We start from the raw sequence: 16,327 nt of genomic DNA, 5'->3' as shown, positions 1-16,327 counted from the left end.
TTTACGATTCGGCCCTACTCCCGTGTGATGAGTTCCCACTCCCGTCCACCCGGCCCGCGCGGCGTCCCGATCGCGGGTTCTCTCCCCCGGTACGCCGAGGACCCGTTCCGGTTCGTGACGGAGTTGCGCGACGCCTACGGCGACGTCGCGGCCTTCGATCTCGGCCCGAACCGGACGTTCTTGCTCACGTCGCCGGCCGCCGTGGAACGCGTCCTGGTGACCGACGAATCGGCCTTCTCGAAACCGTCGTTCCAGATCGACGCGCTGGGCGACCTCCTCGGCGAGGGGCTGCTGTTGAGCGAAGGGGAGACGTGGCGCGAGCGTCGCTCCCTCGCCGGCCCGGCGTTCGCCCCCGATCGGGTCGCCTCGCTGGCCCCGCTGATGGCCGCACGAGCGACCGCGATGGTCGATCGGTGGGCCGACGGCGACGAGCGCGACCTCGAGTGGGAGATGACCCGGACCACCCTCGAGATCATCGTAGACGCGATGTTCGGGATCGACCTCGACCCCGGCCGGGCGCGCCAGATTCGCCGCCTCCTCGAGCCGATCGGCCGCCGGTTCGAACCCGACCCCCGGCGACTCCTGGTGCCCGAGTGGGTGCCGACGGCCGGCCAGCGCGAGTTCGATCGCTCGATCGCCGAACTCGAGCGGCTCGTCGAGGGGTTCGTCGACCGGCGGCGACGGGAGGGGATCGAGGAGACCGATCGGGACCTGCTCGCACTCCTCCTGCGGGCCCGCGAGGTCGGCGCGATCGACGACGAGGGGATTCGCGACGAACTCCTGACGATGCTGCTTGCGGGCCACGACACGACGGCGCTGGTGCTCACCTACGCGTGGGCGCTCCTCTCGGACCACCCCGCCGTCGAGCGGCGCGTCCACGAGGAGGTCGACGACCTGCTCGCGCCGCTCGACGATCCGACCGACCTGACGGCGGCCGACGTTCGCGAACTCGCGACGCTCCGGAACGTCCTCCGGGAGACGATGCGGCTCTACCCGCCGGTGTACGCGCTCTTCCGTCAGGTCGATCGGCCGGTCGAACTCTCGGGGTACCGGCTCCCCGCGGGGTCGCTGGTCCTGCTCTCGCAGTGGGCGACCCACCGCGATCCGCGCCACTTCGAGGCCCCCGCCCGGTTCGATCCCGATCGCTGGATCGACCCGAGCCACCCCACCTACGCCTACTTCCCGTTCGGGGCCGGCCCGCGCAGTTGCATCGGCAAGGGGTTCACGATGCTCGAGGCGCCGATCATCGCGGCGGTCGTCGCCCGCGAGTTCCGCCTGCGGCGGGCCGACTCGGGCCCGATCGACCTCCGGGGATCGTTGACCGCGCATCCGGACGGCGGGATGCCGATGGTACTCGAGCGTCGCGACGGGGGGCGTTAATCGTCGGCCGTCACCGTCTCGGAGACGGTCTCGGGATCGACCGGCGCGTGGCGGACGATCGGCTCGAAGGCCTCGAGCGCGAACCGATCGCCGCTCGTGATCCCCCGCGCGTCCCGGGCCTCGAGTTCGTTCGCGACGAACCGCCGGGCGACGAGGGCCATCCGCCCGTTCCCGTCTTCGAGGTCCGCCTGGCCCTGTTCGAGCAGCAGGGCCGCGGTGAAGACGTCGAAAACGTAGTGGGCGAGCCGTTTCGCCGAGAGCTGGGCGTACTCGCCGTCCTCGCCGGCCAGCGTCGCCAGCGCGTTCGCGAGGTCGTGGTACTCGGACTCGACGGTCTCGGCGGCATCGGCGAGCGCCGGGTGCGAGACAGTCTCGAGACGGTCCTCGATCGCCTCGTGCAGCGGTTCGTGGGCGCCCTCGCGTTCGAGCGCTCGGAGGACGTCCAGCGAGAGGATGTTCTCGGTGCCCTCCCAGATCGGGAGCACCTGCGCGTCACGGAGCATCCGGTTCGTGACGAAGTCGTTCACGTAGCCGTTGCCGCCGTGGACCTCCATCCCGTAGGAGGCCGTGTCGACGGCCATCCGGGCCGTGCGGGCCTTGGCGATCGGGATCAGCAGCCGCATCAGCCGGTACGCGTCCTCGGCGTCCTCGCCCGCGCTCGCGGTTTCACCGCTCGCCGTTTCCGCGGAGCGCGGCTCCGCGCGCCGCTCCGCACGTTCGCGCTCCGAAAAGAGCCGCGCGGCCTCGAAGACGTACGCCAGGGCGGCCTCGTGATCGACGGTCATGTCGACGAGGTCCTCGCGCATCAGCGGGTACTGGTCGATCGTGTCGCCGAAGGCCTCGCGGTTGGCGGCGTAGATCTTGCTCTCGAGCAACACTCGGCCCATGATGCCACAGGAGGCCGCGGCGTTCGAGAGGCGCTCCAAGTTGAGCATCTCGGTCATCTGCTTGAAGCCGTTCTCCTCCTCGCCGACGAGGTAGGCCTTCGCGCCGTCGAACTCGACTTCGCCCGTGGGGACGGCGATCGTGCCGAGTTTGTCCTTCAGCCGGCGGTAGAGCTGGTCGTTGACCGCGTCGGGCGCGAGCGGGCCGTCCTTGACCCGATCGCCCTTGGTGATGGGACGTCCTTCCGGATCGCCGTGGGGGACGAGGAACATCGAGAGCCCCTCGGTCCCCTCCGGTGCGTCGTCGGTCCGAGCGAGCGCGAGCGTCCCCTCGGCGTCGATGTTCGAGCAGAACCACTTCTCGCCGGTGAGCCGCCAGCACGCCGCGTCCTCGTCCCACTCGGCGCGGGTTTCGTTCGCGCCCACGTCGCTGCCGCCCTGCTCTTCCGTGAGGAACATCGCGCCCTCGATCACGTCCTCGTACTCGCGCGCGGTCAGGCCGTCGTAGTACGCCGACAGCGAGCCGTCGTCGAACTTCTCGAGGACGAGCGCCGCCCCCGCGGTCATCGCGACCGGACAGTCGAAGCCGGGGTCCGCGTAACACAGCAGGTACTGCATCGCGAGGTTGTGCGAGAGGGGCATCGGCTCGTCGCGTCCCGGCGGCGCCTCGAAGGCGTCCGCGACGATCCCCATCTCGTAGGTCAGCCGCTCGTTCTCGATCTGTTCGGCCGGGTAGCGGACGTGGTTCTGGACGTCGCCGTATTTGTCGTACAGTTCGAGCTCCGGCCCGTGGTCGTCGACGTAATCGGCGTTGTCGGCGATCGTGTGGCCGACGATTTCGCCGAACTCGCTCAATCGAGATTCGGCCCACTCGAACTCCGCGTCGGTGTAGATCCGCTCCAGTTCGCGCTGGAGGGCGCGATCGAGGGCCCAGTAGTTGACGCCGCGGCCCTCCTCGAACTGGCCGTAGTCGATCCCGGATGACATACCGTGACAATCGTCCGCGATCGGTAATAAAACGGGAGACAGTCAACGGGCCGTCCGTTCTCGACCGTTCACCGGGGCCGGCCTACGTCTTCCGTCGCTTTCTCGAGACGCGTCCGCGGGAAGACGTAGACCTTCAGCGACTCGGGGACGACGCCGTTCCGGGCCACGGTCGCGTGCGGGTAGATCGCGCCGACGACGGGAACGTCCGGGTCGTAGTTCTCGTTCGTCCCGTACTCGGCGACGGTGGTCCCCTCCGGCCGAATCCGGACGGCGTCGGCCCGGAGCACGGAGACGTCGACGACGGTGAGTCGATCGCCCGTCTCGCGATCGACGACGCGATCGCCCGGCCGGATCTCGTGGTCGTCGCAGTAGACCGGTCCGTCGCGATCCTCGTCGACGAAGACCGCCGTCTCGCAGTCGTGACACTCAACGGCGATCTGGCCTGGCGGCGGCGACCGTCCCTCGTTGATCTCGATCGCGACCCGGCGGATGTGCTTGCACCGGACGCCGCGGAAGACGTGGTCCGGGCAGGTACACCGGCCCGCAGGGAGGTCGACGAGGTAGGTGTGGTCGCTGGCCGATTCGATCTCGTAGAGGCCGTCGCCGAGCGCCAGCACGGACATCGGTTCGGTGCGGGCGCGGCGCGATCGCTCTTCGAGGTGGTCCTCGGACGGAACTTGCAGTGGTGCTTTCGGTGACGCTGTTGTTTTCATGGGTGCGTCGAGGGTGGCCGACAGCGGCCGCGAGCGGCGATTTCGGCGGTCGTGCCGGCGGTTGAGCTATCGAGCGGCTATTCGAGTCGAGTAGGGATTCGATCGGTATAACGACCGCGCCTGCATGCTCCAGCCGCCCCTTTATATACTCGATCGGGTCGGGTGCGCCGCGACGTCGATCGACCCCCCCGCTCGGCCGCTACGGGCCAGCGCGAGCGGTTCCGGCGCGACGCCCGCGAACCGCCCTTCGAAGCGCTTTTGACCGGGCCGGAGAAATCGAACGTACAATGGTCGAACGCGAGCAGCTCATCGAAATCGTCGTGGCCGTCTCCGCCGTCTTCCTGATGCTCGGGATTATGATCGGTATCGGGACGATGTACGGCGGGGACAACGGAAGCCTCTCGAGCGACGGCGGCGAGATGCTCGTCGGTGCGATCGTCGGCTTCATCTTTCTGCTAACCGCCGTCGGGATCGGGCTGGCGTACGTCCTGAACGATTCCGACGATGGCCTCGACCCGGACGAGGACGCCGACAGCCAGAACGCGGTCTGAAGCGTCGACTCTCTCACTCTCTCGTTTCGGTGCGGTCGATAGCGACCGGTGACGCCGATCGCGAAGCGATCGTCCTGCGGTTGCGCCGGGAACCCGGTACAGGGGACCGTTTCAGTCGCCGGCGGAGGCGCTCTCGCCGTCGGTCTCGCGCCAGTCCTCGATCTCGTCGTCGTCGGCGTCGTCGATCCGCTTCTCGTAGTAGGCCATCGGGTGCGGAATCGTCTCGCAGAGATCGTCCTTGTTCACGCAGTCGCCGTAGGACTGCATCGTCGCACAGGAGGGTGGCGAGTACTCCGTCGGCGACGTGTCACCGCGGATGTGGTCGGTCTGGTAGCGGGTCATCTCCTCGCCGAACGAGGAGTTCACGCGGTAGAGGTCGACGATCTCGTCCGTCCCCATTCCGATGCTCGTCAGGAAGGCGGTGATCGCAAACCGCGAGTGGTGGGGCAGGTGCTCGCCCTTCTGGATCCGATCGAGCAGCGCCTTCATACACGGCGGGAACAGGTCGGGGACGACGGTGTCGATCTCGCGGGTCAACTCGAGGTCGGCCAGCACGTCGCGGATCTCGGCGGCCTCGTCCTCCAGTGCCGTCGCGATCGCGTCGGGGACCTCGAACGGGAGTCCGTCCTCGATCCGATCGCGGATCGCCTCCCGGAGGAGGGTCAGCAGTTCCGACTCCGTGACCGGTACCTCGCCGTCGGCCAGTGCCCGGTTGACCAGTCGCCACTCGTCCGCCCAGAGATCCGCCGCGAGCGGAATGTAGGTTCCGACGTCGATGCGGTACCCGTCTGCCGTCTCCCTGACGGCGTCCCGGAGATCGAACTCGGCCAGCAGGGCGTCGACGTCGAGTCCCGTCGAGTCGACGCTCTTCAGTTCCGTCGTGTCCGTCAGGTCGTCGGTGAACCGATCGTAGGCCGTCGCCGCCTCGGCGCGGGCGTACTTCCGGATCAGGACCCGCTCGTCGACCATCGAGACGAGCACTCGGGCGACCGGATAGGAGAGCAGTTCGACGCGCGCGTCGCGGCGCGGATCACCGGTCTCGCCGTCCTCGAGCGAGGCGACGACGCGCTCGCGGGCGCGGTCGACGACCGCCCGATCCTGCTCGACGACGGTGGCCAGATCGACGGCCTCCGTCGCCACGGCGTCGCGGGTGGCCTCGAGGAACGGGTACCGGGCGTACAGTCGCTGCATCGGTAACGAGATATTACTGCGGCAGGGTAAACGTGCTGGTTGCCAGGTCCCTCGATCGACGTGACTGTCTTTCTCTCCCGATAGATCGTCGTGAATCGATCGGATCCCGGCGACGGCGGTAAATCGATTTTACCACCCTACGAGGCCGCCCGTCGGCCGCTGGCCGCGGCGGGCCGTGAGAGTAATTGTTGATTGGCCCGCGTCGGGAGGGTCGATTTCAAGGGCTCCCGACACGTCACTCCGGGTATGCCACGGGCGACTCGGGACGGCGTGTCGATCTACTACGAGCGCGACGACGGCGACGGAACGCCCGTCGTCTTCGTGCAGGGGCTCGGGTACGGGCGGTGGATGTGGCGCTGGCAGCGGGAGGCCGTCGCCGGCGAGTACGGCGTGATCGCCCCGGACAACCGCGGGACGGGTCGATCGGACGCGGGTCTGCCGCCGCTTCTCCCGCGGCTCCCCGGCAAACTCCGGACCCCGTTGCTCCTCAAATTCGCGGGCTACTCGATCGGCGGCCTGGCCGCCGACCTCGAGGCGGTGCTCGACGACGCGGGGATCTACGACGCACACGTCGTCGGCGCGAGCATGGGCGGGATGATCGCCCAGCGGTACGCGCTCGAGTACTCGCGGGCGAAGACGCTCACTCTCTGCTGTACGACCCACGGCGGACCCGACGCCGTCCCGGTCCCCGAGGAGACCCGGGAACGGATCTTCGACGTCCCGTCCGGCGCGAACGAGCGCGAGACGCTCCGCCACCGGATGCGACCGGCCTTCAACGAGCGATTCACGAACCGGAACCCGCACCTGATGGACCGGATCATCGAGTGGCGACTCGAACAGGACGCGAGCGACCCTGCACGCGAGGCCCAGACCGCCGCCGTCCTGAACTTCGACGTGAGCGATCGGCTGGACGGGATCCGCGTCCCCACGCTCGTCTGCCACGGGACGAACGATCGGGTGGTTCCGGTCGCAAACGGCGAACTCCTGGCCGAAAAGATCGCGGGCGCACGGCTGGAACTCGTCGAAGGCGGGTCACACTGTTTCTTCATCGAGGATGCAGACCGCGTCAACGAAGCGTTGCTGTCGTTTCTGGCCGAACACGAGTGAGCGATCGCCGCGGGCACGCCCGAACCGTCGGCGCGGGGCCGCGCTCGCGCTGCCAGGTTTACGCCGTCGGACTACGCGCTCGCGGTCGACTGCGTCTCGAGAATGCGCACCTCGCCGTCGCTGCGGACGCAGACGTCGAACCCCTCGTAGGGAAACCACAGCCGGTGGACGGAGTCGCCGCCGGTCCGATCGGCGTGGGCACAGAGGGCGTCGAGCGCGTCCGGTTCCACGACGTCGTACAGCGGGACGAGATCGGCCGGTTCGTCGCCGGTTAGCGACGCAACTGCCGTCACGACGGCGTCGCTCGCTCGCTCGCCGGCACCGGGATCGAACGTCGTCACGAAGGCGTCCTCGCGGTGACTCGCGTCGTCTCTGGAGGGCATACGCTCCCTACTGCGGCGATACTGGTAGAAGGGGTGGTTCCCATGTGGCGCTTTTATATGGGTAGCTCGATCACCGGGGAACGAGCGGATCCGCGGTTCGGTCGTCTCGTACGGTCTTCGGTGTCGGTTTCCCGGCACAACTGCAGGGCACGGGTGTGCCGGAACTGACGGATGGCGTCCGTCTCATGCGGTTTACTGTATGTCATTTCCGGTGCAACCGCGATCCGGGCGGCGGTTGCGCCGGTAAATCGTTACAGCAACCCGTATCAGTCGCTCTGGATCCGCGGTGCCAGCATGTACGTGACCTGGCCCTGTCCGTCCCCGAAGCCGAAGTAGATCTTGACGGGGAACTCCTCGCCGAGGTGGAGGGTGACCTCGGTGTCGCTCGGGATGGCCTTGTTCATATCCTTGAGGTAGTCCAGCGAGAACAGCGAGTGGGCCGGGCCGACCTGCAGGTCGATCAGGTCCTCCCCGGTGAGTTCGAGGTGGACGTCGTCGGTGTCGCCCTCCGCGTCCACGTAGAAGTACTCCTCGTCCTCGTCGACGCCGAGCGCGATGTGATCGGAGACCATGTCCGCCGCCTTCACCGATCGGTTGACGTCCTTGCCCTCGAGGACGACCTCGGCGGGCAGGTCGAGGTCCGGGATGTCCGGTTCCTGTCGGATGGAGTCGGGATCGATCAGCGCGAGCGTGTACTCGAGCCCGTCGATCTGGATGTGGAGTTTCCGGGTCTCTTCGTCGAGTTCGAGCTGGATCAACTGGCCGGATTCGGCCATGCCCGCGATGTCCTCGAGCCGGGAGAGGTCGACGCCGATCAGCCCGCCGTCAGCGTCGTAGGATTCGAACGCTGCCGAATCGAGCGAGAGATCGACCATCCCGACGTTCGCGGGATCGACGGCCCGGATTTCGAGGCCGTCCTCCTCGAGGTGGATCTTGCACTCGTCGACCAGCACACTCACCGAGTCGAGCGCGCTGGTGAGCGTTTCCGCGCTCACGATGGCCTTGAACATATGCGTCGGGGTACGGACGGTTGCCATAAAAAGCCACCCTTTACGCGCGGGCGGGGCCGCCGGAGCGTCCCGCCACGGGGACACGGAGCGCGTCGGGCTGCGCCGATCAGCGCGCGAGCGACTCGATCAGTCGCTGTGGCAATCCGAGGAGCAACTCGCCGAGACCCATCGGTTCGTCGTCCGCCCGGAGGCGCGATCGGATCCGCTGGCTGAACAGTTCGACGGAGACGATCAGCAGGAAGATACACAAACGCGTCGCCATCGCGTTGGTGAACTGGAACAGTCCCTGCTGAATGTCGAGGATCTCGCCGAGTCCGCCGGCGCCGATGATCCCCAGGGAGACGGCGATGCGGACGTTGATCTCGAAGATGTACAGCGTCCAGGCGATAAAGGAGGTCCGCACCTGGCTCAGCATCCCGAACACGGTGACCTGCGGACGACTGGCGCCGGTGGTCTCCATCGCCTCGATCGGGCCGTCCTCGATCTCCTCGAGTTCGTCGGTGAACAGGCGGCCGAGATTCCCGACCGTATCGGTACCGACGGCGAGCAGCGCCGCGAGTGGCGTCAATCCGACCAGAGGAATGTAGATCGGCGCCCACACGAGTGCCGGAATCGACCGGATCACCGACATCGTGCTCCGGAACAGGAAGTTGAAGGGGAAAGGAGTCACGCGCTCGGAGCCGAGGATGCCGAACAGCAACGCGAGCGGGAAGCCGAGGATCGTCCCGGTGAAGCCGATCGCCAGCGTGATCCCCGCCTCACTGAAGATCGAGAAGATCCCGAGGCTGGTCCCGAAGACGAAGCTGATCGGGTTCGCGACGAACTGATCGAAACTCGCCGGATCGAAGAGGAGGTTCCGGTCGGAGATGAACGCCCAGTACTGCTGGACGTCGAGGAACGGGAACCGGCCGGCGTACAGCGTGATCGGAAAGAAGTCACGGAGTGATTCGAAGAAGAAGTCCTACTGGTAGCTCTCGGTGAAGAAACCGACCGCGCTGAGTGCCTGGGCGAAGAGCATGGCGACGACGAGGCCCGCGGCGACGCCGGCCTGGACGCGACGGGAGTGGCGGATCCGCTCCAGTCGATCGACGACGCGGTCGGTGGCGTCGGCTCCCGATTCGGGGTCGGTTGCGGTGGTCCCGCTCATCAGACTGCCCCCTGGTTGTCGACGGCGGAGGACCCGTCGTCGTCTCTCACCACGACCATCCCTTCGGTGTCGATGTCGCCGTAGATCTCGGACTGCGTCCCAACAGATATGAATGCGAATTCGTCGGCGACTTACGACCAGTACAGGTCGCTAAATTCGGTGGCGTGCCTATGACACGACGAGACGACTGCTACAACCATTCGTCCCGGCTGTTGTGACTACTAACTGGACACGTCTCCCCAGTTGCCCGGACACGCTGATTCAGTTCCCACGTTCTCGGAGTTTCTTCTGCACCTGCGCGTAGACTTTCGGGTGGAGATTCATCCCTTCGTCCGCGAGGTCGTACAGGACGTCAGTCGCTTCGTCGGCCGTCAAATCACCTTCTTTGGTGCAACTGAGCAACAGCGTCGTCACCCACCAGCACTCGACACCGTGGCTCCGGGCGACCTCGATGAGCCCCTTGTCGTTGGCGAGGAGGATCTCCTCGTCGTCTTCGGCCAGCAGAATCACCGACGCGTCGGCCACCGCGATCCCCTCCATCGACGCCACCTCGTCGGCTGCCTCCGGCGTGTTGTGAACAGCGACGCCCTCCAGAAACTCGTCGAGCGCCGCGGTACCGCGCTTTCCCTCGGTGAGGACTTCTTCTCGAACCTCCTCGGTCGTCCGAATGTCCTCGAAGGCGGTCGAGATGAGGTCGAGTCGCCCGACCCACGCGAGCGGAATCAACGCGGAAGAATCTACGACGACCATTAGATGCGATCGAGGTCGCGTTCGAGGTCGTCAGTCGTGTACCCCACGTCGATCCCTTCTTCGGAGGCGAGCGTCAGCATCTCGACGTACGAGACGTCCGCCAGTTCGGCCGCTTTCCGGAGAGTGATGGAGTGGTCTCGGAGCCGGTCGAGTGCCCGCTCCGTGCGCCAGTCGTCGAGCCCCTGTCGGATGAGACGACGGAGCACCTCCGACCTGTCCGCGCTCATCTCCGCCTCCAGTTCGGCGAGCGCCTCCTCATCGTCTTCCGGAATGCGCGTTGTGACCGTCTTCATCGTTACGATTTACCACGTTACGATACGGTATAGATGTAACGCCGGATCGCATCCGAATTGGGAACTCATCTTTCCGTAGTACCAGACGACCGTGCGAAATCCGGACAGACGTCAGAGTACTCTCGAGTTTGCTGCGCGGAGTGAGTTTCCAGAGCAGCCCGCCTCGCATCCGACGGGCCTTTCCGGGTCGCCCGTCTCACAACGAATATGAACGTGAATTCGTCGGGGACACGCGACCGATACAATCGGGTGGGCCTCCCATGACACGACGAGACATGTACTACAACAGGGCGAAACAGGAGGGGTACCGATCGCGGGCGGCCTACAAGCTCAAACAACTCGACGACCTCGAGGGCGTCATCTCGGGCGGCGACACGGTCGTCGACCTCGGGGCCGCACCCGGCGGCTGGCTGCAGGTCGCCGCCGAGAAGGTCGGCCCGCCCGGAAGCGTCATCGGCGTCGACCTCCAGCGGATCAAGGACCTCGACGACTCGTCCCTGAACGATCGCGTCGAGACGATTCGCGGCGACATGACGGAGGCGAAGACGCGCGAACGGGTCGTCGACGCTGCGGGCGGTCCCGTGGATGCGGTCGTTTCCGACATGGCACCCAACATGTCCGGTGAGTACTCGCTCGACCAGGCCCGATCGCTCCACCTCGCGCGACGGGCGTTCGAGACGGCGCTCGAACTCCTCGATACGGGTGGCAACTTCGTCGTGAAGGTCTTCGAGGGGCCGGACGTCGACGACTTCCGGGCGGACGTCGAGGACGAGTTCCAGTACGTCCGCGCGACGGCCCCGAAGGCGTCTCGCGACGAGTCGTCAGAGATCTACCTCGTCGCGAAAGGCCGACTCACGGCCCCGATCCGGCCGGGCGACGAACTCGAGGTCGAGATCGTCGACGTCGGTAGCGAGGGCGACGGCATCGCCTCCGTCGATGGTTACCGACTGTTCGTTCCGGATACCGAGACCGGCGATACCGTCCGGGTTCGCGTCGAGGACGTCAAGCCCAACTTCGGGTTCGCAGAACTCGTCGATCGGGACTGACCGCCGATCGGGCGGCGCGTCGACGTCGCCAGTCGCCGCTGACCTCGGTCGCGCTCTCCTCTACTTTACCAGTTCGTACCTGATCTCGACGCTCTCGATCGATTCTTCCGCGGTCGCGACGTAGAGGTCCTCGATTCCCTCGAACACCACTCCCGGGATGCGGTCCGGTTCCGCGGCGGCCACGTCGCCGGTCACCGCGAGTTCGTCGTAGAGGTGCCCGATCGCCTCGTGGAGCGCGCGCTGGGTTGCCTCGGTCGCCGGCAGGTCGATCGTTTCGGTGGACGTTCGGTCACACTGATCGCCACTCTGTGTTGCCATTACCAGTGGCGTTCACCGGGATCTATTTAGTTGCTTTTGCCGAGCGCTAACACTATTCGTCCGTTTCGAGTCGATCGTGGCGCTCGTCGATCTCGTCCAGAATGTCGAGCGTCTTCCTGATCGACGCGCGGATGGCGTCGCTTCGGTTGACGAACTTGCCGTCGTCCCCGACGTGGTCGTCCAGGTCGTCGAGCAACTCCTGTGGGATTTCGACGCTGATCTTGGGCATGTGCGGGGCGTTCGCAGGCGGACGCCTTAAGCGTCGTTTCTCGGGCGTCACGAACGACGATCGGCCGGACGCGTTCGCGCTCCTATTCGGCCGCGGCGGCGTCGGCCTCCGGGTCGGGCTCTGTGCCGCTCGCGCCGCCACCGCCGAAGAGTCGTCCGCCGAGCGTGAGCACGTACAGCACGGCGAGACCGAGCAGGTAGGTCAGCGCGATCGGGATCGCCACCAGCAGCATCGTCAGGATGCCTTTCGGGCTGGCGAAGGCGGCGACGGTGAAGATGCCGACGATGACCGGCCGCCACCGATCGAGCATCGTTCGGTAGTTGACGATGCCGCCGACGTGGAACAGCGCCATCGTAACGACGATGTTGAACAGGAAGCCGATCCCGAGGGTCGTGTAGATCACGAGCCACGAGAAACTGTTGATCCGGTAGGAGACGACCATCCCGTTCTGGACGGCGTCGGTGATGAGATACGAGATGACCGCCGGTGCGACCCAGTAGAACCCGAGGAACAGCCCCAGACCGAAGCCGGCGAACAGCGTCCCGCCCCAGACGAGGAAGACGCGCTGGTCCCCGCGGACGAGGCCGCGCTCCCTGGCCGCGGGCCAGCCCCAGTAGAAGATCAGCGGGACGACCGCGATGAACGCGAGGATCGTACTCACCTTCACCATGAAGATCAGCACCTCGACGGGGTGGAGCGCGACGACGAGCCCCATCTCGTTGATGAGGTCGGTCACTTCGGCCGGCGAATCCGCGGCGGCGATCTCCGAGACGTCCCTGTCCGTCACCTCGGCGAGCACCTCGTCGGGGACGCGATCGACGAACTGGGCGAGGATGATCCCGAACCCGCCCTGGTACATCGCGAGGAACGTGCCCGCGAGGACGGCCATGAACACGCCCACGATGTAGATCGTCTTCGAGGTGAGGCTGTCGACGATGAAGGCCAGGTCGTAGGCGTAGCCGCCAATGTCCTCCTCGGTCGTCTCCTCCTCGGTGAACGGATCGAGCATCCCGGCGGCGGTGCTCGAGAAGAGGCTCTCCTCCTCGTCGCCGCCTTCGGCGGCCGCACCACTGCCGGACGGGCTTTCGGCGGCCCCGCCCGCAGCGCTTCCGTCGCTTCCGTCGGCACCCCGCTGGTCTTCGAGCGAGTCGAACCGGTTGAGGATCGCCTCCGCCTTCGCCCGATCGTCGTCGTACATCGCCTGCCGGGAGTACTCGAGGGCCTCCTCTTCCTCCATCGCGAGGAAGACCTGCGTCGGCACCTCCGCGACGTCCTCGGCCGCGAGCGTCTCGAAATCGACGTCGTCGGGGTCGTCCGCGTTCCGGAGGTCCCCCTCGCGGGGGTAGACCGGGGACTGCAACACCTTCAGCGTGTAGCCGATCAGTACGAGGAAGCCGACGACAGCCGCGACGATAGCGCCGACGGCGGCGTCACCTAGCAGTCCGTACTCGGCCGCGATCGATTCGAGGCCGAACGTTCCCTCGGGCCGGTAGGGGGCGGGCACCATCGGATAGACGGTTTCCTCTAGCTGGTCGAAGCCGTCCTGGTTGACGAAGGCGGCCGTCCCGACGCCGACGATCGCCAGCGCGCCGACGAACTGGAGGAGTCGCCGTTTCACGAACCCGGCTCCCGTGTCGAGTTCGGCGGCCCCGCGGCGACGCATGTTGGTGACGACCTTCGACAGTCCGAGGCTGAAGACGTAGAGGCCGACGAGCGGCAGCGCCCACATGACCAGCGTGAACGGGTCCGGCGGGGAGAACAACGCCCCGAAGACCGTGATGGCGACGATCGCGTGTCGCCACTTGTCACGGAACAGTTCGTAGGGGACGATCTCGGTGTAGGACAGCACGCTCATGAGAAGCGGCAGCTGTGCCGCGAGACCGAACGAGAGGGTCAGCAGGGCGATGAACTCGGTGAACTCGGTGATCCCCCAGCTCGGGGTGACGCCGGCGTCGTGGGCGACGGCCCCGAGGAAGTCGAAGGCGTAGGGGAAGAAGATCGCGTAGGCGTAGGTGACGCCGATCACGAACAGGGTGAGCGAGATCGCGACGAATCCAGCCGCGTACCACTTGGTGATCGGAACGGCCGACTGGATGCCGCGGCGGCGGAGCGCGTCCCGAGAGAAGTACAGCAGCGCCGGAATCGCGACGATGACGCCGACGAGCATCCCGATCTTGGCCTGCAACAGGATCACCTCGAACGGCGTTCGGGTGATGATGGTGGTCGCGTCGGCGACCTCCTGGCCCATCTCCGCTTTTGCCGTCGTCTCGAGGAAGTCCCAGATGAAGACGCGAAGCGCGTAGAAGGAGCCGATGAAACCGATCACGAACACGATGAACACCTTCTGGAGGTGCGTCTGCACGCTCGACAACAGTGCGCCGAGCGTCTCCCGGCCGGTGTTGATGGCTCGGGCTGTGTCCTCGTCGACGGCAGAACTCATTGACTGCTCGTTGGTAACTGACATCCGGTTATCAACCTTTCGAGTAGGCGAGCCGTCGAGCGCGGGACGCGTATCCTGCCACTACCTTGTCAACGATTCACAGTCTCTGTAAGAAAAAGGCCTATAACCGGCGGCCTATCTATATCCCGATAGATGCCGGACGAGTCGGACGAGAGGGTTGACGATGACGGATCCGACGAGCCGCAGGTGGCACCCGCCGATCGAGCGAGCGAGTCCGCCGACCGCGACGACGACTCGGACACCGGTTCGTTTTTCGGGGAGGACGTCGACTCCGTTTTCAACGACGGGACTGACGACGCCGACCCTGACGCGGGTGGATCGTTGCCCGCCGCGGACGACGGAACTGACGAGTCGATCTTCTCCGGCGACGCGGACGAGGCGGTTGACGACGAGCGTGCGGACGAGGCGATCGACGACGCATCGACCGTGGACGAGGATTCCGCGACGGACGCGGACGAGGATTCCGCGACGGACGCGGACGAGGACTCGATCGAGGCCCGGACCGACGGCGAGGGTGTCGTCAGCGACCGTCCCGAACCCGGCTCCGGTGGCCCGGGATATCCGGACGACACCGACGTCGGCGGGATCTCGACGCCCCCGGACGACGAGGAGATGCCGCTGGCCGATCACATCGAGGAGATGGTGCTCCGGCTGGCGGTCGTCCTCCTCGTCGGCGCGGCCGGGACCGCGATCGGACTGCTGTGGGCCTCACAGGCGATCGAGCACATCTGGCTCAACGTCTTTCCCTACACCGCCGAGGAACTGCCGTCGCCGCACATCTACCACCCGCTGGAGCTGTGGCTGACCCGGATCAAGCTCTCGGCGCTACTGGGGATCATGGTCGCCTTACCGGCGTTCGTCTACGAGTGTTACCTGTTCATGCGGCCGGGGCTGTACCCCCACGAGCGGAAGTACTACCTCGCGGCCGTCCCGACGAGCGTCGTGCTCGCCGCACTGGGGATGGTGTTCTCGTACCTGCTCGTGTTGCCGATCCTCTTCCAGTACTTCACCTACTACGCGGAGGGGAGTGCGGGCATCGCCTACGCGCTCGGTGAGACGTTCAACCTGATCATCACGCTGACGGGCTTTCTCGCGATCGTCTTCCAGATTCCGCTGTTCATCATGCTCGCGATCATGATGGGCGTGACCACCCGCCGCTGGCTGGCCCAGAAGCGACTGTACTTCTGGGCGGCCTTCGCGGGGCTGGCGTTCATGTTCGCGTTCGACCCGACGGGGATGGCACCGATCCTCGTCGCGATCACGATGATCCTCCTGTTCGAAGGGACGCTCCTGGTGCTGAAGTGGGTCGGGCGGGAGTGACGTCTGTCGGCGCTTTTCGAGCGATCGGTGCGGTCCCGAACCCGATCGCCAGTTCGACCGGTCGATCGGCCCCAGCGATTGCGGACCGTCGGTTACTGTGATCGGCGCGGCGATCGCTCCTATCGATGTTCTCGGGTCCGATCGGCGGCGTACTCGAGGGCGTCCTCGAGCGACCCGGGCCCGTCGTAGCGAGCCGAAAAGAGGGCCATGAACTGGCGACCGATCCGGTCACAGCGTTCGAATCGGAGGACGGTCCTGACCCGAGTCGTCTCGGAGAACTCGAGGCCGGGATAGCTCGTCACGGTGAGCGTATAGCCAGGGTGTTCCTCGCCGTCGAGCGAGGCCGGGGCGATCTTTACCCGGAGGTCGCCCGACTCGTGGCGGTAGATCCGGTACTCCAGTTCGCGATCGCTGCTGGCTGCGGTGTAGGTCCGACACTCTTCGATCGTCCAGTTCGGCGGCAGGTCGGCGTCCATCGATCACCTCTACCCCGGGAACGGTGACGTCCGTATCGCATTGTGCAATATTATCGGACGTGAGTTAAGAAACACGTCTAT

19 protein-coding genes are annotated in these 16,327 nt (G+C 66.2%); 6 read left to right on the top strand and 13 right to left on the bottom strand.

Annotation, left to right across the window (positions count from 1 at the left end; genetic code table 11):
* Nucleotides 1-27 precede the first annotated feature (27 nt).
* Entirely contained in the window at nucleotides 28-1,380 is a 1,353-nt protein-coding gene (locus AC6I6X_RS06720; protein WP_497929749.1) for a cytochrome P450, read from the top strand.
* Here the strand turns inward: AC6I6X_RS06720 and AC6I6X_RS06715 are convergent.
* A complete protein-coding gene (locus AC6I6X_RS06715) occupies nucleotides 1,377-3,251 on the bottom strand; it encodes an acyl-CoA dehydrogenase family protein (protein WP_497929748.1) in 1,875 nt (624 codons plus the stop codon). The genes AC6I6X_RS06720 and AC6I6X_RS06715 overlap by 4 nt on opposite strands.
* Before the next feature lie 68 nt (nucleotides 3,252-3,319).
* The gene (locus AC6I6X_RS06710) at nucleotides 3,320-3,964 is read right to left on the bottom strand and encodes an SWIM zinc finger family protein (RefSeq protein ID WP_497929747.1); all 645 of its coding nucleotides are present in this window, start codon (nucleotides 3,962-3,964) and stop codon (nucleotides 3,320-3,322) included.
* A gap of 287 nt (nucleotides 3,965-4,251) precedes the next feature.
* On the opposite strand from AC6I6X_RS06710, the gene AC6I6X_RS06705 reads away from it, so the two are divergent.
* On the top strand, nucleotides 4,252-4,515 hold the full coding sequence (locus AC6I6X_RS06705; RefSeq protein ID WP_497929746.1) for a DUF7472 family protein: 264 nt from the start codon (nucleotides 4,252-4,254) through the stop codon (nucleotides 4,513-4,515).
* A 111-nt stretch (nucleotides 4,516-4,626) separates the two neighbouring features.
* Here the strand turns inward: AC6I6X_RS06705 and priL are convergent, their stop codons facing one another.
* On the bottom strand, nucleotides 4,627-5,706 hold the full coding sequence (gene priL, locus AC6I6X_RS06700) for a DNA primase regulatory subunit PriL (protein ID WP_497929745.1): 1,080 nt from the start codon (nucleotides 5,704-5,706) through the stop codon (nucleotides 4,627-4,629).
* 246 nt (nucleotides 5,707-5,952) lie between these two features.
* Between priL and AC6I6X_RS06695 the strand changes: the two genes are divergently transcribed.
* Nucleotides 5,953-6,813 (top strand): alpha/beta fold hydrolase, encoded by an 861-nt coding sequence (locus tag AC6I6X_RS06695; protein ID WP_497929744.1) that lies wholly within the window; start codon nucleotides 5,953-5,955, stop codon nucleotides 6,811-6,813.
* 71 nt (nucleotides 6,814-6,884) lie between these two features.
* Here the strand turns inward: AC6I6X_RS06695 and AC6I6X_RS06690 are convergent, their stop codons facing one another.
* The 3 genes from AC6I6X_RS06690 to AC6I6X_RS06680 form a co-directional block, all read right to left on the bottom strand.
* Nucleotides 6,885-7,196 carry a HalOD1 output domain-containing protein gene (locus tag AC6I6X_RS06690; RefSeq protein ID WP_497929743.1) on the bottom strand — a complete coding sequence of 104 codons (312 nt, stop codon included), beginning with the start codon at nucleotides 7,194-7,196 and terminating at the stop codon, nucleotides 6,885-6,887.
* Nucleotides 7,197-7,462: 266 nt separating this feature from the next.
* On the bottom strand, nucleotides 7,463-8,206 hold the full coding sequence (locus tag AC6I6X_RS06685; protein ID WP_497929742.1) for a DNA polymerase sliding clamp: 744 nt from the start codon (nucleotides 8,204-8,206) through the stop codon (nucleotides 7,463-7,465).
* 106 nt (nucleotides 8,207-8,312) lie between these two features.
* Entirely contained in the window at nucleotides 8,313-8,927 is a 615-nt protein-coding gene (locus AC6I6X_RS06680; protein ID WP_497930491.1) for a PhnE/PtxC family ABC transporter permease, read from the bottom strand.
* On the opposite strand from AC6I6X_RS06680, the gene AC6I6X_RS06675 reads away from it, so the two are divergent.
* Nucleotides 8,839-9,033, top strand: coding sequence for a hypothetical protein (locus tag AC6I6X_RS06675; RefSeq protein WP_497929741.1), 195 nt, complete (start codon nucleotides 8,839-8,841; stop codon nucleotides 9,031-9,033). The genes AC6I6X_RS06680 and AC6I6X_RS06675 overlap by 89 nt on opposite strands.
* Nucleotides 9,034-9,167: 134 nt before the next feature.
* On the opposite strand, the gene AC6I6X_RS06670 is transcribed toward AC6I6X_RS06675, so the two are convergent.
* From AC6I6X_RS06670 to AC6I6X_RS06660, 3 genes are all read right to left on the bottom strand, one after another.
* The gene (locus tag AC6I6X_RS06670) at nucleotides 9,168-9,353 is read right to left on the bottom strand and encodes a hypothetical protein (RefSeq protein ID WP_497929739.1); all 186 of its coding nucleotides are present in this window, start codon (nucleotides 9,351-9,353) and stop codon (nucleotides 9,168-9,170) included.
* 261 nt (nucleotides 9,354-9,614) lie between these two features.
* On the bottom strand, nucleotides 9,615-10,103 hold the full coding sequence (locus AC6I6X_RS06665; RefSeq protein WP_497929738.1) for a PIN domain-containing protein: 489 nt from the start codon (nucleotides 10,101-10,103) through the stop codon (nucleotides 9,615-9,617).
* A complete protein-coding gene (locus AC6I6X_RS06660) occupies nucleotides 10,103-10,396 on the bottom strand; it encodes a UPF0175 family protein (RefSeq protein WP_497929737.1) in 294 nt (97 codons plus the stop codon). The genes AC6I6X_RS06665 and AC6I6X_RS06660 overlap by 1 nt, the downstream gene beginning before the upstream one ends.
* A 260-nt stretch (nucleotides 10,397-10,656) precedes the next feature.
* On the opposite strand from AC6I6X_RS06660, the gene AC6I6X_RS06655 reads away from it, so the two are divergent.
* The gene (locus tag AC6I6X_RS06655) at nucleotides 10,657-11,442 is read left to right on the top strand and encodes a 23S rRNA (uridine(2552)-2'-O)-methyltransferase (protein ID WP_497929736.1); all 786 of its coding nucleotides are present in this window, start codon (nucleotides 10,657-10,659) and stop codon (nucleotides 11,440-11,442) included.
* Between the two features lie 60 nt (nucleotides 11,443-11,502).
* On the opposite strand, the gene AC6I6X_RS06650 is transcribed toward AC6I6X_RS06655, so the two are convergent.
* The 3 genes from AC6I6X_RS06650 to AC6I6X_RS06640 all read right to left on the bottom strand — a co-directional run bounded on the left by AC6I6X_RS06650 (nucleotide 11,503) and on the right by AC6I6X_RS06640 (nucleotide 14,429).
* Nucleotides 11,503-11,760 (bottom strand): hypothetical protein, encoded by a 258-nt coding sequence (locus AC6I6X_RS06650; protein WP_497929735.1) that lies wholly within the window; start codon nucleotides 11,758-11,760, stop codon nucleotides 11,503-11,505.
* Between the two features lie 52 nt (nucleotides 11,761-11,812).
* On the bottom strand, nucleotides 11,813-11,989 hold the full coding sequence (locus AC6I6X_RS06645) for a CopG family transcriptional regulator (RefSeq protein WP_497929734.1): 177 nt from the start codon (nucleotides 11,987-11,989) through the stop codon (nucleotides 11,813-11,815).
* Between the two features lie 82 nt (nucleotides 11,990-12,071).
* The gene (locus AC6I6X_RS06640; protein ID WP_497929733.1) at nucleotides 12,072-14,429 is read right to left on the bottom strand and encodes a twin-arginine translocase subunit TatC; all 2,358 of its coding nucleotides are present in this window, start codon (nucleotides 14,427-14,429) and stop codon (nucleotides 12,072-12,074) included.
* Nucleotides 14,430-14,582: 153 nt separating this feature from the next.
* On the opposite strand from AC6I6X_RS06640, the gene tatC reads away from it, so the two are divergent.
* Nucleotides 14,583-15,770 (top strand): twin-arginine translocase subunit TatC, encoded by a 1,188-nt coding sequence (gene tatC / locus AC6I6X_RS06635; RefSeq protein ID WP_497929732.1) that lies wholly within the window; start codon nucleotides 14,583-14,585, stop codon nucleotides 15,768-15,770.
* 119 nt (nucleotides 15,771-15,889) lie between these two features.
* Here tatC and AC6I6X_RS06630 read toward each other — a convergent pair whose 3' ends face one another.
* Nucleotides 15,890-16,246 carry a hypothetical protein gene (locus tag AC6I6X_RS06630; RefSeq protein WP_497929731.1) on the bottom strand — a complete coding sequence of 119 codons (357 nt, stop codon included), beginning with the start codon at nucleotides 16,244-16,246 and terminating at the stop codon, nucleotides 15,890-15,892.
* Nucleotides 16,247-16,327: the final 81 nt, after the last annotated feature.

The organism is Halosolutus sp. YCN4 (assembly GCF_059736495.1).
The sequence above is the reverse complement of the archived record's forward strand: the minus strand, read 5'-3'. Positions and strand labels throughout refer to the sequence as shown.